This is a genomic window from Gordonia sp. G4, assembly GCF_057770005.1.
The window spans coordinates 5466519-5482527 of the sequence record NZ_CM173442.1; the positions used below are offsets into that span (position 1 = coordinate 5466519).

The following is a 16009-nucleotide window of genomic DNA, read 5'->3' on the forward strand; positions in this document are numbered from 1 at the left end:
ACTGGGCTACGGTCGTGGCATGTCACTGGTCGCCACCGGGCTCTCGCGTACCTTCGGCCGGCACACCGCCGTCGCCGAGGCGGGCCTCGAACTCAGATCCGGCAGGATCAGCGGGCTCGTCGGGCCCAACGGCGCAGGCAAGACGACCCTGCTGCTGCTCCTCGCCGGCCTGCTCGCCCCCGACAGCGGCACGATCGTGGTCGACGACGCGGCGGTGGACCCCGCGGACATGCGCCGGTTGACCGGGTGGATGCCGGACATCTTCGGCACCTGGGAGAGCCTCACGGCGCACGAGATCCTGACGACCTTCGGCAAGCTGTACGGAATGCCCACCACCCGGGCCCGTCAGCGCGCCGGTGAACTCCTCGAACTGGTCCACCTGACCGATCTCGCGGCGCGGCCGGCGCACGAGCTGTCGCGCGGCCAGAAACAACGCCTCGGCTTCGCACGCGCGCTGGTGCACCGACCCCGGATCCTGCTGCTCGACGAGCCGGCCTCCGGAATGGACCCGCGGTCCCGGATGGACTTGCGCGGCCAGCTCCGCCGGCTCGCCGACGACGGGTGCTCGATCCTGGTGTCCTCCCACATCCTCTCCGAGCTGGAGGAAATGGTCGACGACGTCGTCCTGATGACCGAGGGCCGGACCCACACGGCGCCGAGTACCGCCGGTGGGGTGTGGCGCATCCGGCTCGTCGGGCAACCGCCGGGGCAGGCGCAGGAAACGCGCTTCGACGACGAGACCGCCGCCTCCCGGCACCTCGCACAACTGGTGGCCTCCGGGGCGGCGGTCAGCGAATTCGCGCACGTGTCCACCGGCATCGAAGACGCCTACCTCGCACTGGACCCGGAGCGCCGATGACCACGACCACGCTCCCGACGGACGACTCGCGACGCACCGGATTCTCGTCGTGGTGGCGGATGGTCGCCGTCATCGTCGAACTCGAGTTACGTCAGCGACTGCGGACGACGAGATGGAAGGCCTCGCTCATCGTGGCCTTCGTCGTGACCTCGCTGGCGGTCTTCGGGTCCATGTACCTGGCCGTGGGGGTGTTCGGCGGCACCTACACCGGCTGGGCGTCGAATCTCTACGCGCTCTTGCTCGGATTCCTGTTGCTGCTCGGGATCATCGTGGCTCCCACGCTGGCGGCGACCACGATCAACGGTGACCGCAAGGACGCGACCCTGGCCGTGGTCCAGGACACCGGGATCACCAATTGGCAACTGGCGCTGGGCAAACTCATCGGGAGCTGGGTGGCGGGCATCGCCCTGGTCGCCGTCGCCGCACCGTACCTGATCTGGGGCCTGGTCGAAGCGCCCCAGTCGATCTGGCGCAGCGTGCTCGGCATCGTCGTCCTGGCACTCGTCTTCGCGTCGTATGCAGGCATCGGACTCGGATTCTCCGCGGTGACAGCGCGCCCGGCGGGATCCGCGGTGCTGACGCAGTCGGCCGTCTTCTTCCTCCTCCTCGGCCTGCCGGTGGCGTTCGGTCTCCTGTATCCGACGACGGCACAAATGCATTCGGTGATCCGCACCGACACCACGGTGACGGACCCATCGAGCCCGACGCCCACCTGGACGTGTCAGGAGGTCACCCGCGAGGAAGAGTTCCACCACCAGGAACGCATCTGGTGGCTCCTCGCCCCGAATCCGTTCTTCATCGTGGCCGACGCCGTGTCCACGACACCCGAGAATCCGACGAGGGCCTCCGACAGCACCGCGCAGGAGATCTCGCAGACGCTGTCGGCGGTGCGGGCGGGCCCGTACATCGGCCCTCGCACGTGTGCCGACATATCCTTCGGTTACGTCGACCAGCAGGCCCCCACCGGACACATCGCTCGCGAAACAGCCCACCAGACCTCCGAGATGGGGGACTCGTGGTACGTCGGACTGGGGATCTACCTGATGCTCGGCGGCCTGGGATATCTCGTCGCGGCCCGACGTCTGCGGATACCCGCCGGCAAGCTGCCGCGCGGCGTCCGGATCGCATGAGCGCCGGCCACGGCACCGCCGGGTTCCAGCCCGGGTACGACGCCCTGGCCGATCTGTACGCCGAGACGTTCCCCTCGCCGTTCACGAACATCTTGCAACGCCACGCCTTCGACGCGTTCGTCGAACACGTCCGCGGCAGCGGTGTCACCGGAACAGTGGTCGACGTCGGGTGTGGGCCGGGCCTGCTGACCGCCGAACTCGCTGCACGCGGTTTCGATGTGATCGGGGTCGACCCGAGTACATCGATGCTGCGAATCGCACGGTCGACGCACCCCGCAGTCGGATTCGTCTCCGACGACGCCCGTCTCGGGGCGCCGGAGCTCGCCGGCGTCACCGTCGCGGCGATCCTGGCCCGGTTCAGTCTGATCCATGTGCCACCCGACGCCGTACCTGATGTGTTGGCAGGCTGGGCGGAACGGATGGACGCGGGCAGCATCGTCCTGGTCGCCGGCCAGGCGAGCGCCGACGAGGGCATCGTCGACTTCGATCATCGGGTGGCACCCGCGTGGCGATGGCACCCGGACCGCATGTCCGCCGCACTGGCCGACGCCGGATACGACGAGGAATGGCGAACGGTACACCGAGCCGACGACGATCACCGCTTTCCCGAGTTCCACGTTCTCGCCCGGCGGCGGTGAGCGACGGCTTCGAGCTCGGCTGAGCCGTCCAGCCCCCGAACTAGAAAGTTCGGACAACCGAAACTATAGTGTCGGCATGCCCAAGCCCGCGCGTCGTCGGTTCCTCACCGCAGGGGCACTCCTCACCGCCGTCTGCACGGTCCTCGCCGGTTGCACGCTGTCGAGCCGGCTACCCGACGAGAAGGTCGTACTCACCACGTTCACCGTGCTCGCCGACATCGCCTCCGAGGTCGCCGGCGATCGCCTCGAGGTGGAGTCGATCACCAAGCCGGGCGCCGAGATCCACGGTTACGAGCCCACCCCCGGCGATATCCGGCGCGCCGCGACCGCCTCGCTGGTCCTCGACAACGGGCTCAACCTCGAAGCCTGGTTCGCGCAGTTCGTCGACGGACTCGACGTCCGGCACGTGGTCGTCAGCGAGGGCATCGAGCCGATCGACATCGCGTCGGATGCCTACGCGGGCAAACCCAATCCGCACGCGTGGATGAGTCCGGTCAACGTCCAGATCTACGTCGACAACATGGTCCGCGCGTTCACCGAGCTCGACCCCGACGGCGCCGCCACCTTCGAATCCAACGCGGCCGCATACAAAAAACAGCTGCAAGAGGTGCAGACCGACCTCACCTCCGCCCTCGCCGGGCTACCCGCCAACGAAAGGGCGCTTGTGACGTGCGAAGGCGCGTTCTCCTACCTCGCCCGCGACGCCGGACTCACCGAGCGCTACATCTGGCCGGTCAACGCCGAACAGCAGGCGACGCCGCAACAGGTCGCCGAGACGATCGACTTCGTGCGGGCCAACCGCGTCCCCGGCGTGTTCTGCGAGTCCACGGTCTCCGACGCCCCGATGAAGCAGGTCGTGAACGCGACCGACGCCCGTTTCGGCGGGACCCTGTACGTCGATTCGCTCTCCGAAGCCGACGGCCCCGTACCCACCTACCTCGACCTCATCCGCCACGACGTCGCGACCATCGTGTCGGGCCTGACCGGGAGCAACACGTGAACGCCTCAGCGACAAGCGGTTCCGCCATCGAAGTGACGGACGTGACCGTCCGGTACGGCGACATCCTCGCCCTCGACCACGCGTCGGTACGCGTGCCGGCCGGCCAGGTGTGTGGCCTCGTCGGCATGAACGGTTCGGGCAAGTCGACGCTGTTCAAGACGATCGTGGGCTCGGTGACCCCGACGACCGGCACGGTCCGGCTCGGCGGCCGGACCCCCACCGCAGCGCGTCGTGCCGGCGCGCTCGGCTACGTACCGCAGTCGGAGGACATCGACTGGAGCTTCCCGATCTCGGTCCGCGACGTCGTGATGACCGGTCGCTACGGCCACCTCGGGTTCACGCGCCGACCGAAGCGGGCCGACCACGACGCCGTCGACGAAGCCCTGGCGCGCGTCGAACTCACCGACTTCGCCGACCGCCAGATCGGCCGGCTGTCCGGCGGTCAGCGCAAGCGGGCCTTCGTCGCCCGCGGCATCGCGCAGGAAGCGGGGATCCTGTTGCTCGACGAGCCGTTCGCCGGTGTCGACAAACGCACCGAGGCCACCATCACCGCGCTACTGCGCGAACTCGCCGACGCCGGGACGACGATCCTGGTCTCGACGCACGACCTGCAGGTCCTGCCGGAGCTGGCCGACGAGGCGATCCTGCTGATGCGCCGGGTGATCGCGCAGGGCGCGCCGACCGAGGTGATCACCGCGGAGAATCTCGTCCGCGCGTTCGGTCTCGATCCCCTCGCCCGGCCGACTTCGGAACGCCACGGCTCCGAACATCCCGAGGAGGTCGCGTGAACATCGTCGACATCCTCCTCGACCCGTTCGCGTACGCGTTCATGACCCGCGCGCTGTGGGCGACGTTGATCTCCTCGGTCGTGTGTGCGCTCCTGTCGTGTTGGCTCGTGCTGATCGGCTGGTCTTTGATGGGCGACGCCGTCTCGCATGCGGTGCTGCCGGGCGTGGTGCTCGCCTACATCGTCGGCGTCCCGTTCGCCATCGGCGCGGTGATCTTCGGTTTCCTCGCGGTGGCACTGATCGGCGCGGTCCGCGATGGCGGCCGGGTGAAGGAGGACGCCGCCATCGGCATCGTCTTCACGACCCTCTTCGCCTTCGGACTGGTCCTGATCTCGGTGACGCCGAGCCAGACCGACCTCAACCACATCATCTTCGGCAACCTGCTGGGTGTCTCGACGTCGGACCTGGTGCAGATCGCGATCCTGGGCGCGATCGTCGCGACGCTGCTCCTGCTGAAGCGGCGCGACTTCACCCTCTACGCCTTCGACCGCACGCACGCCTTCGCGATCGGTCTCAGCCCGAAGCTGCTCGGCGCGGCCCTGCTCGCGCTGCTCGCCCTGACTGCGGTCACGGCGCTGCAGGTCGTCGGCATCGTGCTCGTGGTCGCGATGCTCATCATCCCCGGCGCGACCGCGCGACTGCTCACCGATCGCTTCGGTCGGATGCTGATCATCGCGCCCGCCATCTCGGCGATCTGCGGTGTCATCGGCCTGTACGTCTCCTACTACCAGGACACCTCCCCCGGCGGGATGGTCGTCCTGGTCCAGGGCATCACGTTCTTCGGTGTCTACCTGTTCAGCCCGACCCACGGCGTGGTGACGAAGCGACGCAAGCATCGCGAGAGTGCGACCCTCGACGCGCTGAGCACCGGGTAGCCGACCTGCCCGTAGAGACAACGAAAGCGCCCCACCTGAACAGGTGGGGCGCTTCTCGTGGAGCTGCCGGGAATTGAACCCGGGTCCTCCGTCGTGTTGTTAGGGCTTCTCCGTGTGCAGTCCGCTATGTCTCTACTTGGATCTCCCGGTCACGCGAACAAGCCGAGATGACGATCCCAGTCGCTGTTTGATGTTCCGACCTCACCCGCGACCGGCGAGGACGGTGAGCTCCCATGGATGATGCCGGCATCCGGGTCTGGGAGCATAACCCGGGCCGACAGACTAGCCGGCGCTACTTAGGCAGCGAGGGCGTAGTCGCGCTGATTGGAATCGGCGCTTAATTGGTTGCTGCGACGCTTACGGTGGTCTCCAGCCTGCACCGACACGCTTCCCCTATCTCGACGCACGAAGTCGAAACCGATCAGCCCCGAGTAGGACCCGCCGACGGAAGTCAGCGAGCACTTCAGTCTAACAACTCGTTGCGCAGAGTTCATTCCCGTTTCCCCGGCGCGCGTCCTCGGCGGTCACCGTCGGCGGCGAAGGCCATGGGAGCGAAGGCGGTGACCGTTCGGTCCTCCCAGTCGTCGGCGACACCTCCCGTGCGGGCGCGCTCGGCGACGAGCGCCCCGACGATGCCGTCGACCAGCACTTCAGGCTCCATCGACGACGCGAACTGACCGTTCCGTTTGCCCGCGTCGAGGACTTCCCGGAGTTCGGAGCGATGCCGCGCCAGCACCTGCCGGAAAAGGACGCCGAACTCGGGATCGGAATCGGTCAGCAGGGCCGCCATGCCGCCGAAACCGATGCCGTCGACCACCATCGACGCCGCGTGGCGCACCACCCAGCGGAGCCGGGCCTCGGCGGACAGGTCCGCATCGGGCGGCTCGACCACCGCGACCTCCAGCAACGCGGCGCTGAGCATCTCGTTCCGGTTGCGGTATCGGCGATAGATCGTCGTGCGCGCCACCCCGGAGTGGGCGGCGACGCTCTCGACCGTGACCCCCGCCGGCCCGCGGGTGCGGAGCAGTTCGAGGGTCGACCGGACGATCTTCGTGCCGCTGTCGCCTGCCACTCGTGATCACCTCGCACTTCCAGCCACTCCGGATCCGATCTCTGGCAGAAATGATACCGCGCGGCGAAACGCTACACGTAGCGTAGCGCTACAGTGGGTGTAGCGAATCGGGTCGGGACCACTCAACGGAAGGAGTTCGTCGTGCGCGGAACGCCTCGATCGACATGTTTTGCTTTCACCGGATACTTGATCCTGCTGCTCGCGTTTCTGTTTCTCGGGTTGTTCGTGGTGGCGTTGGCCGATGGCGTCGCCGCGCCCGCGTGGCCGTTCGGCGTCGGGATGGCGGTCCTCTTGACGACATCTGTCGCGTGCTTCCGGCACCAGTCGGTGCTCAGCCGTCGATCACGCTTCTCGGGCGGCGACATCCTCTCCGCCGACCCGATGACACCACTCCTGCGACGAGCCGACATCGAGCGCTACGAGCGCACCTACCGCCCGAGTGCCGACGTCTCGACGATGCACCGGACCGAGCAGATCAGCGCCGACCGCGCCGCGTGACGCCGACGACCCGCGCGAAGGGCGAGGTCGGATGAGCTGCCAGCTCATTCACAGCTGCCCGCCAGGCCCGGCCCAGGCGCCGCCGGGATCGTGGAGACCTCGTGAGCCGAGGACGGACTTCGGCCGACCGACGAGAGCGAGACCGAGATGACCTCCCCGACCCCCGGCGAGCACGAACCCGACCACGCCTCCCCCGCCCCGCGACCGGTGGCCCCGAAGACCGCCCCGGCCCGGTCGGCCCTGATCGCCGGCGCAGCCGGACTGGCCATCGTCGCGGGCGGACTGGGGTTCGGCGCCGGCTACATCACCGGCGATACAACGTCTGACCGGCCGACACCCGCCGCCGTCTGGCAGCAGGGCGACAACGGCCCGGGAATGGGAGGCGGCCCCCAGATGGGTGGACCGCAGATGGGTGGAGCGCAGCAACGTCAGCCCGAGACGAGCGGCTGACTCACCCCATCCCCTTCACGCGACGACCGACCTCACGCTCGACCTCGCGCTGGGCGGTCCGCTTGGCGATGTCCTGGCGCTTGTCGTGGGCCTGCTTACCGCGCGCGAGTGCGAGCTCGACCTTCACCTTGCCGTCGTTGAAGTACATCGACAACGGCACAAGCGTGAGATTGCCGTCGCGGATCTTGCCGACCAGGTTGTCGATCTCGCGGCGGTGCATGAGCAGTTTGCGTTTGCGCCGCACAGAGTGGTTGGTCCACGAGCCGTTGCCGTACTCGGCGATGTGCAGGGCATGGAGCCAGACCTCGCCGTCGTCGATCGTCGCGAACGCGTCGACCAGCGAGGCCTTGCCTGCGCGGAGGCTCTTCACCTCGGTGCCCACGAGCACGATCCCGGCCTCGTAGACGTCGAGGATGGCGTAGTTGTGCCGGGCCTTCCGGTTGGACGCGATCACATTGCGTCCCTTTTCCTTCGGCATGCACTCACCTCCTCGACTCGATACCGGCCGACCTGCGGACGACCCACGTGTTGCTGACAGCCGACAATCGGAACCGTCGGCACGGACGGATCATTCCCGGACATAGACACGAAGCGTGACATACGCGGTCGCGCCGGCCAACACAATTCCGCCGAGCACCAGGAACGGTGCGACGAACAGCACGTCGGTCAACTCGATCCGGGCGAAGAAACTGACCCCGTACAACTCGCGTAACGCGTTGTCGAAGAAGAACTTCTTGGCCAGCAAGAGACCGCCGATGGCCAGCACGGAGCCGACGAAGGCGGACACCACCGCCTCGAGGAGGAATGGCAGCTGGGTGTACCACCGGGTGGCGCCCACCAGGCGCATGATCGAGACCTCGGTCCGTCTGGTGAACGCAGCGACCTGAACGGTGTTGATGATCAACAGGATCGCCGCGATCGCCAGTACCGAGGCGATGGCGAACGTCGCGTTGCGGACCCCGTCGAGCACGCTGAAGATCCGCTGCACCAGTTTGCGGTCGTCCTTGAAGGCGTCCACGCCCAGGTCTTTCCGGTCCGCGTATTTGGTGAGCACCGCATCGAACTGCCCTGGGTCGGACACCCGCACACGCAGGGAGGCGGGCAGCGTGCCCTCCACGATGTTCTCGGCGAGGTCGGGGTTGTTCGCGAAGATCTCCTTGGCGCGCTTGAAGGCCTCGTCCTTGTCCAGGTAGGTCACCGAGGTCACGCCCGGCTCGTTCTCGAGCCCGCGACGCAACTGGGCACACGGGTCGGACTCGCACTGCGGATCCCGTTCGGTCACCTCGGGATTGAGGTAGAACTCCATCTCCACGCGGTCGAGGAAGATCTGCTGACTCTTGTCGGCCATCTGGATCACCAGCAGACCGCCGCCGAACATGCCCAGCGTGATCGCCGTGGTGATGATCATCGCGATGGTCATGGTCGCGTTGCGGCGGAGTCCGTTGAGAACCTCGCTCAGGATGAAATTCGCTCGCATGCTTGCTCAGACAGTCCTTGGGTCGTGGGTGTGTGATTGCAGGGCGCGGTTGGTCAGCCGATCCCGTACACACCTTGGGGGTCGTTGCGCACGAGCTGTCCGTTGTCGAACTCGAGGACCCGCCGGCGCATGGCGTCGACGATGTGGCGGTCGTGGGTGGCCATCACCACGGTGGTGCCCCGACGGTTGACGCGGTCGAGGACGTCGACGATCTCCTCACTGGTCTCCGGGTCGAGGTTTCCGGTCGGCTCGTCGGCGAGGAGCACCAGCGGCCGGTTCACGATGGCGCGCGCGATCGCCACGCGCTGCATCTCGCCGCCGGACAGCTCGTAGGGCATGCGATCGTGCTTGCCCTCCAGACCCACGTACTCGAGCACCTCGGGCACGACACGCTGAATGGTCGATTTCGGCTGTCCGATCACCTCGAGCGCGAACGCGACATTCTCGGCGACGGTCTTCTTCTGCAGCAGCCGGAAATCCTGGAACACGCACCCGATGGACTGCCGCAGCTTCGGCACCGCGCGCGCCCGCAGCCGGTTGACGTGGAACTCGCCGAGATACACGTCGCCACTCGTCGGACGGTCCTCCTTGAGGAGGAGCCGGAAGAACGTCGACTTGCCCGATCCCGACGGACCGATCAGAAACGCGAACTCCCCCTTGTCGACCTCGAGGCTCAGATCCTTCAGAGCGGGTCGACTGGACGCCTTGTACTGCATCGTGACGTTCTCCAGCTTGATCACGGTGTGCCAGTGTAACGACGACTCCTGAGAGCGTGTTCAGGCGCGACATACCGGCGCGGCCGCACGCTTGACCAGCCGTTTCCGGCCGCGTCAGCGTGTCGGGACCGTCGTGGTCGGGGTTTGTCCGCCGAAATTCGGGAACGGGATGTTCGGCAGTCCCGGGATGGTCTCGCGGCTCGTGCTCGGCGTCTGCGATCCCGTTCCGTCGGTCGAGGTGCCGTCCGTGCCCTCCACGCCGCCGGTCGTGTCGGTCGTCGACGGTTCGGTGCTGGTGGTGGTCGTCGACGACGTGGTCGGCGGTGGCTCGTAGGTCGGTTCGACCGTCTGCGAGGTCGTCGGGGCGGGTCGGGCGGGAGCCGGGGCCACGACCCCGTAGCGCTGCGAGGTGTATCCGTACAGCACGCAGCACGCCAGGAACACGGCGACGAGGATCGCGGTGCTCGTGCGGACCCGGGTCCGTGCGATGTGACCCCAGTCGAACCGCCGCCTGCGGTCGGGGGCGGCCGGCGACTCGGGTGGTGACGGGTCCTGCGGAGGGATGCCCTGCGTCGGGATGATCTGGGTCGGGTCGTCCGCGCCGGGGATGGGCCGCTCGGGGTGGTTCTCGCCGGACCCGTGCCGGCCCGGGGCGTTCGGTGAGTCCACCATCAGTCTCCCCCGTCCCGGTTGCCTTGGTCGGCCTGCGTTGCCGGTGGCCCTCCGGCGGCGCGTACCTCGCGAGCGGGCACGTTGATTCCCTCACGTGCCAGCGCGCGGATGATGTGGACACGCAACGCACGTCCCACCTCGAACTGTTTGCCCGGCAGGGTGCGCGTCACCATGCGCACCGTGATCGCGTCGAGCTCGAGGCTGATGACGCCGAGCGACGACGGTGCGTCGAGCAGGATGTCGTGCCACCGCGGCAACGCGTAGAACTCGCGGCCGACCCGATCCAGCGTCTCGTTGACCATCCCGATGTCGGCTTCGGACGGAACCGGGACGTCGACAACCGCGCGCGCCCAGTCCTTCGAGAGGTTGGTGGCCTTGACGATCTGCCCGTTGGGAACGGTGATGACCTCTCCTTCGGCGGTGCGCAGCTTGGTCACCCGCAGCGTCACGTCCTCCACGGTGCCCTCGGCGGGCGAATTGCCGGTCACGGTCAGATCGACCACGTCGCCGTAGCCGTACTGCTTCTCCGCGACGACGAAGAACCCGGCCAGGATGTCCTGCACGATGCGCTGTGCACCGAAGCCGAGTGCGGCACCGATCACCGCCGTGGGCCCGGTCAGCCCGGTCAGCGGAATGCCGAACACCGACAGTGAGTGGATGATCACGATGATCGCGATCACGACGATCAAGGTCCAGGCGACGACGTCGACCAGCGCCCGACGATGCTTCGCGTCTTCGGTCTGCACGATGAGATCGCTGGTCGAGAACCGCGAATCCACACGCGAGGCGTATTTGTCGGCGAACCATCGGATCAGACGGGCCAGCAGGACCGCGCCCAGGATCCAGATCACGATTTCCAGGCCGCTGGTGACGAGCCAGACATAGACCCGACCGAGGAGCAGTTCGGTCGGGCTCGGCTCAGCGGCCAGCAGCAGATCGGCGGGTGAGGCGATCACGCTTCGGCGGTCGCCATCCGCCAGCGGATCCCGGCCTCGATGAACTTGTCCAGTTCGCCGTCGAGCACCGACGTCGGGTTGTTGTCCTCGACGCCGGTCCGCAGGTCCTTCACCATCTGGTACGGGTGCAGGACGTAGGAACGCATCTGGTTGCCCCAGCTCGAGCCGCCGTCACCCTTCAGCGCATCGAGCTCGGCGCGTTCCTCTTGCCGCTTGCGGTCGAGGAGCTTGGCTTGCAGGACGCGCATCGCCGACGCCTTGTTCTGCAGCTGACTCTTCTCGTTCTGACACGTCACGACGATGCCGGTCGGGATGTGCGTCAGGCGGACCGCCGAGTCGGTCGTGTTGACCGACTGCCCACCGGGACCCGACGACCGATAGACGTCGACCTTGATGTCGTTCTCGTCGACGTCGATGTGGTCGGTGGTCTCGACCACCGGCAGCACCTCGACCTCGGCGAAAGACGTCTGGCGCCGGCTCTGGTTGTCGAACGGACTGATGCGCACGAGTCGATGGGTGCCCTGTTCGACCGAGAGCGTGCCGTACATGTACGGGGCCTTCACCGCGAAGGTCGCACTCTTGAGGCCCGCCTCCTCTGCATAGGACGTGTCGTAGACCTCGACACCGTAACCCTTCTGCTCGGCCCAGCGGATGTACATGCGCATCAGCATCTGCGCCCAGTCGGCCGCGTCGACGCCGCCGGCGCCGGAACGGATGTTGACGACCGCGTCGCGCGAGTCGTATTCGCCGGCGAGCATCGTCTTGACCTCCATCGCCTGGATGTCGGTCCGCAGGCTCTCGCGCTCGGAGTCGGCGTCGGCCAGCGCGGCGACCCTGTCGTCACCTTCTTCGGCCTCGGCCAGCTCGTAGAGCACCGGCAGGTCCTCGAGTCGCTGGCGCAGCTCGGAGACCTTCCGGAGTTCGGACTGCGCGTGGGACAGCTCGCTGGTCACCTTCTGGGCATGGTCCTGGTCGTTCCACAGGTCCGGGTCAGAGGCCTGCATCTCGAGTTCGTCGATGCGACGACGGAGCTCCTCGAGATCGAGCACCTTCTCAACGGTGGTCAAGGTGGCGTCGAGGGATTCGAGGTCTGCGGTCACGTCGGGATGCACGGTTATCCAGAGTACCGACAGTCCGGCGCGCGAGCGCCCGGGAGGATCAGAGTGGGCCGGGCCCCTGCTCGGGCATCACCCCGAACCGCCACGACGTCGCGGCCTTCTGCGGTTTGTAGAGGACCGGCAGATCGTCGCCGATCTGGGGCCACGGGTCACCCGCACCGAGGACGAGCGTCCCGTACACCTCGGTCGGATTGGTCTCGGGACCGACGATCGTCCCGGAGATCGTGCAGAACCGGTCGCCGTTCTTGTCGGTGGCGCTCGTGGTCGGATCGTCGTCGCGGTCGGAGACCCCGACGATCGTGAACGTGCCCTGCACGAACTGGGAGGCCTTCGCCGCCGACATCGGCTGCGGATTGCGCCCGCGCTGCCACTGCACCACCAGCACCACGATGAGTGCCGCGATCAACAGGGTGAACGTCACGGTCAGCCACATGAGAGCTACCCTACCGGGCATGTCCGTCCCTCCCGGCCCGACGAAGTTCAGCGACGACGTCGAACTCGCACTCTCACTCGCCGACTCCGCCGACGTGCTGACGATGGACCGGTTCGGGGCCGTCGACCTCCGCGTCGACGACAAACCCGACCTCACACCCGTGTCCGACGCCGATCTGGCCTGCGAGACGATGATCCGCGAACGGCTCGCCGCACGCCGGCCCGCGGACACCGTCCTCGGCGAGGAGTTCGGCGGCGACGCCACGCTGTCCGGACGGCAATGGGTCATCGATCCCATCGACGGCACCAAGAACTTCGTGCGCGGTGTCCCGGTGTGGGCGACACTGATCGCGCTCCTCATCGACGGCGTGCCGACGGTGGGCGTGGTCTCGGCACCGGCACTCCACCGGCGCTGGTGGGCGGCAACGGGTCTCGGCGCCCACGCCCGATTCGGCGACGACGAGGTGCGACGCTTGTCGGTGTCCGGGGTCGCCGACCTCGGATCGGCGAGCCTCGCGTTCTCGAGCCTGTCCGGCTGGGCCGACCGCGGTATCCGCGACCGATTCATCGACCTCACCGACCGGGTGTGGCGCGTGCGCGGCTACGGGGACTTCTTCAACTACTGCCTCGTCGCCGAAGGAGCGGTCGACGTCACCGCCGAACCGGAGGTCTCGCTGTGGGACCTGGCCCCCCTCGACATCCTGGTGCGTGAGGCGGGCGGACGGTTCACCGCCCTCGACGGCACGCCCGGCCCCGCCGGCGGCAGCGCGGTGGCCAGCAACGGACTGCTGCACGACGAGGTCGTGGAGGCGCTGCGCGCCTGAGGTGTCGAAGGCGCTGCGCGCCTGAAGTCGTGGAGTCGCTGCGCGCCTGAGGGGCACTTCAGTCGGTGAAGGTGATCCGTACCGAGATCGGGTCACTCTGGAGCGCGCGGATGGTGGCCGACGTCAGACCGGCGAACAGTGGACTGGTGGCGAAGGTACGCGCTCGCGCGACCACGTCGTCGTCGGGTACGAACTGCGCTGTCCCCGTGCGCCACTGACGGCCGTGGCGGATGCGCACCGTCGGGTTCGCCGTGATGTTGATCCCCCATCCCGACCGCTTGCCGTGCTGACTGATGACCCAGGCTCCGTCGGAGTCGAAGGCGGCCGACACCGGAACCCTGCGGGCCAGACCCGTCTTGCGGCCGACGGTCTCCAGGTCCGTCGCCAGGTGGGTGCCGATCCCGAGGCGATTGAGCGCGGCCACAGCCGGATTGGCGAGGTAGCGTCCGACGTTGCGCTCGAACCGGAACTTCCGGACCGCCCTGGCATCGCGCGACTTCACGTTCCGCGTGCTTCGCAGCGCGCCGATCCCGTTGCGCCGCACCGTCGTCACCGCGGTCCGCCAGAGCGGACGGGCCGGGTTCGGGTCTTCGCCGCCGGCCATCCGGTGCAGTTGGTCGGTGTGCCACTGCAGGTCGAGTGCCCCTTCCAGAGACCTGGCGGTCGCGGTGCCGGACAGTCGGGACGGAAGCGGCAACCGCTGCTGCTGCGACGTCAGACGATCGAGGTCGCCGGTCATCACGTCGAGCGCTGCGGTGGGTGTGGTCACCGTCGGTCGTCCGATCCCGACGAGGTCGCAGGCGCCGTCGGCGATCGCGGCCGCCATGGCTGTCTGCGTGCGGAAGCCGCCGGTGACGGCGAGCGGGATCCCCGCGGCGAGTTCGCGGACGGTGACGGCGTACTCCAGGAAGTACGCCTCCCTCTCGCGAGTGCTCGCCGACTGGACGGGCCGCCCCATCATCGCGGGCGACTCATAGCTGCCGCCGCTGATCTCGATGAGATCGAGCTGCTCGGACGCGAGCAACGCGATCACGGTGCGCGACTCGTCTTCGGAGAATCCGCCACGCTGGAAGTCCGCGGAGTTCAGCTTGATGCCGACACCGAAACCTGGCCGGACTGCAGCGCGCACCGCACGGACGACCTCGAGGGCGAAACGAGCCCGGTTCTCGATGGAGCCGCCCCACCTGTCCTCGCGTCGGTTCGCCAGCGGCGACAAGAACTGTGACAGCAGATATCCGTGGGCGCCGTGGATCTGCACCCCGTCGAAACCCGCCGCCTCGGCCACCGCGGCGGTGGTCGCGAATCGCGAGATGATCTCTTTGATCTCCGCGTCGGCGAGGGCGCGCGGGGTCGGCACCCCCGGGATGGCGAGGCGAACGGCCGACGGAGCCACCACACGGCCCTCGGTCGTCAACGGATTGGCTTGTCGCCCCGGGTGATTGATCTGCATCCAGATGGGTGATCCACCGTCCTGCGTGGTCTTCGCCCAACGCGTGAGCGCATCGAGATGCCGGTCGTCCTCGACCACGACGTTCCCGGGCTCCCCGAGATACCGCCGATCCACCATCACATTGCCGGTGACGACCAGGCCGTAGGAGCCCGCCGCCCAGCGCGAGTAGAGACGCTCCAGACGATCGTCCGGGCCGGCACCCGCATCGCCCAGACCCTCGCTCAGGGCTGCTTTCATGATCCGGTTCGGCAGGACCTGACCCGAGGGAAGCGTCAGAGGTGCTGCCAGTGTCACCGTGTCGGTCATCTTCATCTCCTACGACTGGATTGCGTGTGCCCCGGGGACGAACCCGGTTCTATACCGATTGGTCTACTTCCGAGGACCCTAGTAGACCGATTGGTATACTGCAAGGAGCGGCCGGTCGCCCGGTGGGCCCGTGACGGACGAGGGAGTGGCATTCGATGGCAGCGCGAGACCAATTGATCGAGGCGACCGCGGATCTCATGCGACGGCACGGTGTCGCGGGCACTGCCGTCTCGGACATCCTCGAACACAGCGGCGTCGCCCGCCGATCCATCTATCTCAACTTCCCGGGCGGCAAGTCGGAACTGATGGCGGCCGCCACGCGCAGCTCGGGCGGCATGATCACCGCACTCCTCACCGAGATCGTCGCCGAGGCCGACCCGATCATGGCGTTCGCCGACATGTGGTCGGCAGCGCTGTCCACCACGGACTTCGAGGGCGGGTGCCCCGTGGTGGCCGCCGCACTGGGCCGCCTGTCGGCACCGGAAGCCGCGGCCGCCGCCGCCGACGTCTTCGACGAGTGGCGGGATCTCATCGAGCGTCGGCTCCGCGACGACGGCATCGCGCCCGAAGCAACCGCCTCCCTGGCCACCACCATCGTCGCGGCGATCGAGGGCGCGGTGGTCCTGTCGGAGGCCTCACAGACCACCACCCCGCTGATCCAGGTGGCCACCCACCTCAACGAGCTCGTCGCCGTCCACCGAGCGCACCCGGGGGGCGCCGGCGATCGATGAGGCGGAGACCCTTCGTG

19 protein-coding genes and 1 other RNA gene are annotated in these 16009 nt (G+C 67.7%); 10 read left to right on the forward strand and 10 right to left on the reverse strand.

Annotated features, from left to right (window positions below):
• Nucleotides 1–19: 19 nt before the first annotated feature.
• From AC3B5T_RS24815 to AC3B5T_RS24840, 6 genes are all read left to right on the forward strand, one after another.
• Entirely contained in the window at nt 20–859 is an 840-nt protein-coding gene (locus AC3B5T_RS24815) for an ABC transporter ATP-binding protein (RefSeq protein ID WP_055476997.1), read from the forward strand.
• Entirely contained in the window at nt 856–1989 is a 1134-nt protein-coding gene (locus AC3B5T_RS24820; protein ID WP_055476998.1) for an ABC transporter permease, read from the forward strand. The genes AC3B5T_RS24815 and AC3B5T_RS24820 overlap by 4 nt, the downstream gene beginning before the upstream one ends.
• Entirely contained in the window at nt 1986–2627 is a 642-nt protein-coding gene (locus AC3B5T_RS24825) for a class I SAM-dependent methyltransferase (protein ID WP_055476999.1), read from the forward strand. Before AC3B5T_RS24820 ends, AC3B5T_RS24825 begins: the two co-directional genes overlap by 4 nt.
• A gap of 76 nt (nt 2628–2703) precedes the next feature.
• A complete protein-coding gene (locus tag AC3B5T_RS24830; RefSeq protein WP_010843458.1) occupies nt 2704–3627 on the forward strand; it encodes a metal ABC transporter substrate-binding protein in 924 nt (307 codons plus the stop codon).
• A complete protein-coding gene (locus AC3B5T_RS24835) occupies nt 3624–4415 on the forward strand; it encodes a metal ABC transporter ATP-binding protein (protein ID WP_055477000.1) in 792 nt (263 codons plus the stop codon). Before AC3B5T_RS24830 ends, AC3B5T_RS24835 begins: the two co-directional genes overlap by 4 nt.
• Complete coding sequence (locus AC3B5T_RS24840) at nt 4412–5290, forward strand: metal ABC transporter permease (RefSeq protein WP_055477001.1); 879 nt, start codon at nt 4412–4414, stop codon at nt 5288–5290. The genes AC3B5T_RS24835 and AC3B5T_RS24840 overlap by 4 nt, the downstream gene beginning before the upstream one ends.
• A gap of 55 nt (nt 5291–5345) precedes the next feature.
• Here the strand turns inward: AC3B5T_RS24840 and ssrA are convergent.
• Together ssrA and AC3B5T_RS24850 are read right to left on the reverse strand one after the other, a co-directional pair.
• Nucleotides 5346–5719: a transfer-messenger RNA gene (gene ssrA, locus AC3B5T_RS24845) on the reverse strand.
• Nucleotides 5720–5780: 61 nt separating this feature from the next.
• Nucleotides 5781–6362: a TetR/AcrR family transcriptional regulator gene (locus tag AC3B5T_RS24850; RefSeq protein WP_010844495.1), complete on the reverse strand. Its 582-nt coding sequence runs from the start codon at nt 6360–6362 to the stop codon at nt 5781–5783.
• Nucleotides 6363–6503: 141 nt separating this feature from the next.
• Here AC3B5T_RS24850 and AC3B5T_RS24855 point away from each other — a divergent pair, with 141 nt between their 5' ends.
• Both AC3B5T_RS24855 and AC3B5T_RS24860 read left to right on the forward strand, forming a co-directional pair.
• The gene (locus AC3B5T_RS24855) at nt 6504–6860 is read left to right on the forward strand and encodes a hypothetical protein (protein ID WP_156354368.1); all 357 of its coding nucleotides are present in this window, start codon (nt 6504–6506) and stop codon (nt 6858–6860) included.
• Between the two features lie 147 nt (nt 6861–7007).
• Nucleotides 7008–7310: a hypothetical protein gene (locus AC3B5T_RS24860; protein ID WP_055477002.1), complete on the forward strand. Its 303-nt coding sequence runs from the start codon at nt 7008–7010 to the stop codon at nt 7308–7310.
• A 1-nt stretch (nt 7311) separates the two neighbouring features.
• Here the strand turns inward: AC3B5T_RS24860 and smpB are convergent, their stop codons facing one another.
• From smpB to AC3B5T_RS24895, 7 genes are all read right to left on the reverse strand, one after another.
• Nucleotides 7312–7788 carry an SsrA-binding protein SmpB gene (gene smpB, locus AC3B5T_RS24865; protein WP_010844498.1) on the reverse strand — a complete coding sequence of 159 codons (477 nt, stop codon included), beginning with the start codon at nt 7786–7788 and terminating at the stop codon, nt 7312–7314.
• 90 nt (nt 7789–7878) lie between these two features.
• Nucleotides 7879–8787 carry a permease-like cell division protein FtsX gene (gene ftsX, locus AC3B5T_RS24870; RefSeq protein WP_010844499.1) on the reverse strand — a complete coding sequence of 303 codons (909 nt, stop codon included), beginning with the start codon at nt 8785–8787 and terminating at the stop codon, nt 7879–7881.
• 53 nt (nt 8788–8840) lie between these two features.
• On the reverse strand, nt 8841–9527 hold the full coding sequence (gene ftsE / locus AC3B5T_RS24875; protein ID WP_010844500.1) for a cell division ATP-binding protein FtsE: 687 nt from the start codon (nt 9525–9527) through the stop codon (nt 8841–8843).
• A 90-nt stretch (nt 9528–9617) separates the two neighbouring features.
• On the reverse strand, nt 9618–10175 hold the full coding sequence (locus tag AC3B5T_RS24880; RefSeq protein ID WP_010844501.1) for an Rv3103c transmembrane domain-containing protein: 558 nt from the start codon (nt 10173–10175) through the stop codon (nt 9618–9620).
• Nucleotides 10175–11131: a mechanosensitive ion channel family protein gene (locus AC3B5T_RS24885; protein WP_010844502.1), complete on the reverse strand. Its 957-nt coding sequence runs from the start codon at nt 11129–11131 to the stop codon at nt 10175–10177. The genes AC3B5T_RS24880 and AC3B5T_RS24885 overlap by 1 nt, the downstream gene beginning before the upstream one ends.
• Nucleotides 11128–12243: a peptide chain release factor 2 gene (prfB, locus tag AC3B5T_RS24890; RefSeq protein ID WP_010844503.1), complete on the reverse strand. Its 1116-nt coding sequence runs from the start codon at nt 12241–12243 to the stop codon at nt 11128–11130. The genes AC3B5T_RS24885 and prfB overlap by 4 nt, the downstream gene beginning before the upstream one ends.
• 46 nt (nt 12244–12289) lie before the next feature.
• The gene (locus AC3B5T_RS24895) at nt 12290–12682 is read right to left on the reverse strand and encodes a hypothetical protein (protein ID WP_010844504.1); all 393 of its coding nucleotides are present in this window, start codon (nt 12680–12682) and stop codon (nt 12290–12292) included.
• A 19-nt stretch (nt 12683–12701) separates the two neighbouring features.
• On the opposite strand from AC3B5T_RS24895, the gene hisN reads away from it, so the two are divergent.
• Nucleotides 12702–13505, forward strand: a complete 804-nt coding sequence (hisN, locus tag AC3B5T_RS24900; protein ID WP_010844505.1) for a histidinol-phosphatase — start codon at nt 12702–12704, stop codon at nt 13503–13505.
• A 58-nt stretch (nt 13506–13563) separates the two neighbouring features.
• Here the strand turns inward: hisN and AC3B5T_RS24905 are convergent, their stop codons facing one another.
• Nucleotides 13564–15267 (reverse strand): nitroreductase family deazaflavin-dependent oxidoreductase, encoded by a 1704-nt coding sequence (locus AC3B5T_RS24905; RefSeq protein ID WP_055477003.1) that lies wholly within the window; start codon nt 15265–15267, stop codon nt 13564–13566.
• Between the two features lie 149 nt (nt 15268–15416).
• Between AC3B5T_RS24905 and AC3B5T_RS24910 the strand changes: the two genes are divergently transcribed.
• Entirely contained in the window at nt 15417–15992 is a 576-nt protein-coding gene (locus tag AC3B5T_RS24910) for a TetR/AcrR family transcriptional regulator (RefSeq protein WP_055477004.1), read from the forward strand.
• Nucleotides 15993–16009 lie beyond the last annotated feature (17 nt).

What these genes read in the sequence shown, in the direction of transcription:
- AC3B5T_RS24815 (WP_055476997.1), top strand. Translation starts at nt 20, where the DNA reads ATGTCACTGGTCGCCACCGGGCTCTCGCGTACCTTCGGCCGGCACACC.
- AC3B5T_RS24820 (WP_055476998.1), top strand. Translation starts at nt 856, where the DNA reads ATGACCACGACCACGCTCCCGACGGACGACTCGCGACGCACCGGATTC.
- AC3B5T_RS24825 (WP_055476999.1), top strand. Translation starts at nt 1,986, where the DNA reads ATGAGCGCCGGCCACGGCACCGCCGGGTTCCAGCCCGGGTACGACGCC.
- AC3B5T_RS24830 (WP_010843458.1), top strand. Translation starts at nt 2,704, where the DNA reads ATGCCCAAGCCCGCGCGTCGTCGGTTCCTCACCGCAGGGGCACTCCTC.
- AC3B5T_RS24860 (WP_055477002.1), top strand. Translation starts at nt 7,008, where the DNA reads ATGACCTCCCCGACCCCCGGCGAGCACGAACCCGACCACGCCTCCCCC.
- smpB (WP_010844498.1), bottom strand. Translation starts at nt 7,788, where the DNA reads ATGCCGAAGGAAAAGGGACGCAATGTGATCGCGTCCAACCGGAAGGCC.
- ftsX (WP_010844499.1), bottom strand. Translation starts at nt 8,787, where the DNA reads ATGCGAGCGAATTTCATCCTGAGCGAGGTTCTCAACGGACTCCGCCGC.
- AC3B5T_RS24880 (WP_010844501.1), bottom strand. Translation starts at nt 10,175, where the DNA reads ATGGTGGACTCACCGAACGCCCCGGGCCGGCACGGGTCCGGCGAGAAC.
- AC3B5T_RS24895 (WP_010844504.1), bottom strand. Translation starts at nt 12,682, where the DNA reads ATGTGGCTGACCGTGACGTTCACCCTGTTGATCGCGGCACTCATCGTG.
- hisN (WP_010844505.1), top strand. Translation starts at nt 12,702, where the DNA reads ATGTCCGTCCCTCCCGGCCCGACGAAGTTCAGCGACGACGTCGAACTC.
- AC3B5T_RS24905 (WP_055477003.1), bottom strand. Translation starts at nt 15,267, where the DNA reads ATGAAGATGACCGACACGGTGACACTGGCAGCACCTCTGACGCTTCCC.
- AC3B5T_RS24910 (WP_055477004.1), top strand. Translation starts at nt 15,417, where the DNA reads ATGGCAGCGCGAGACCAATTGATCGAGGCGACCGCGGATCTCATGCGA.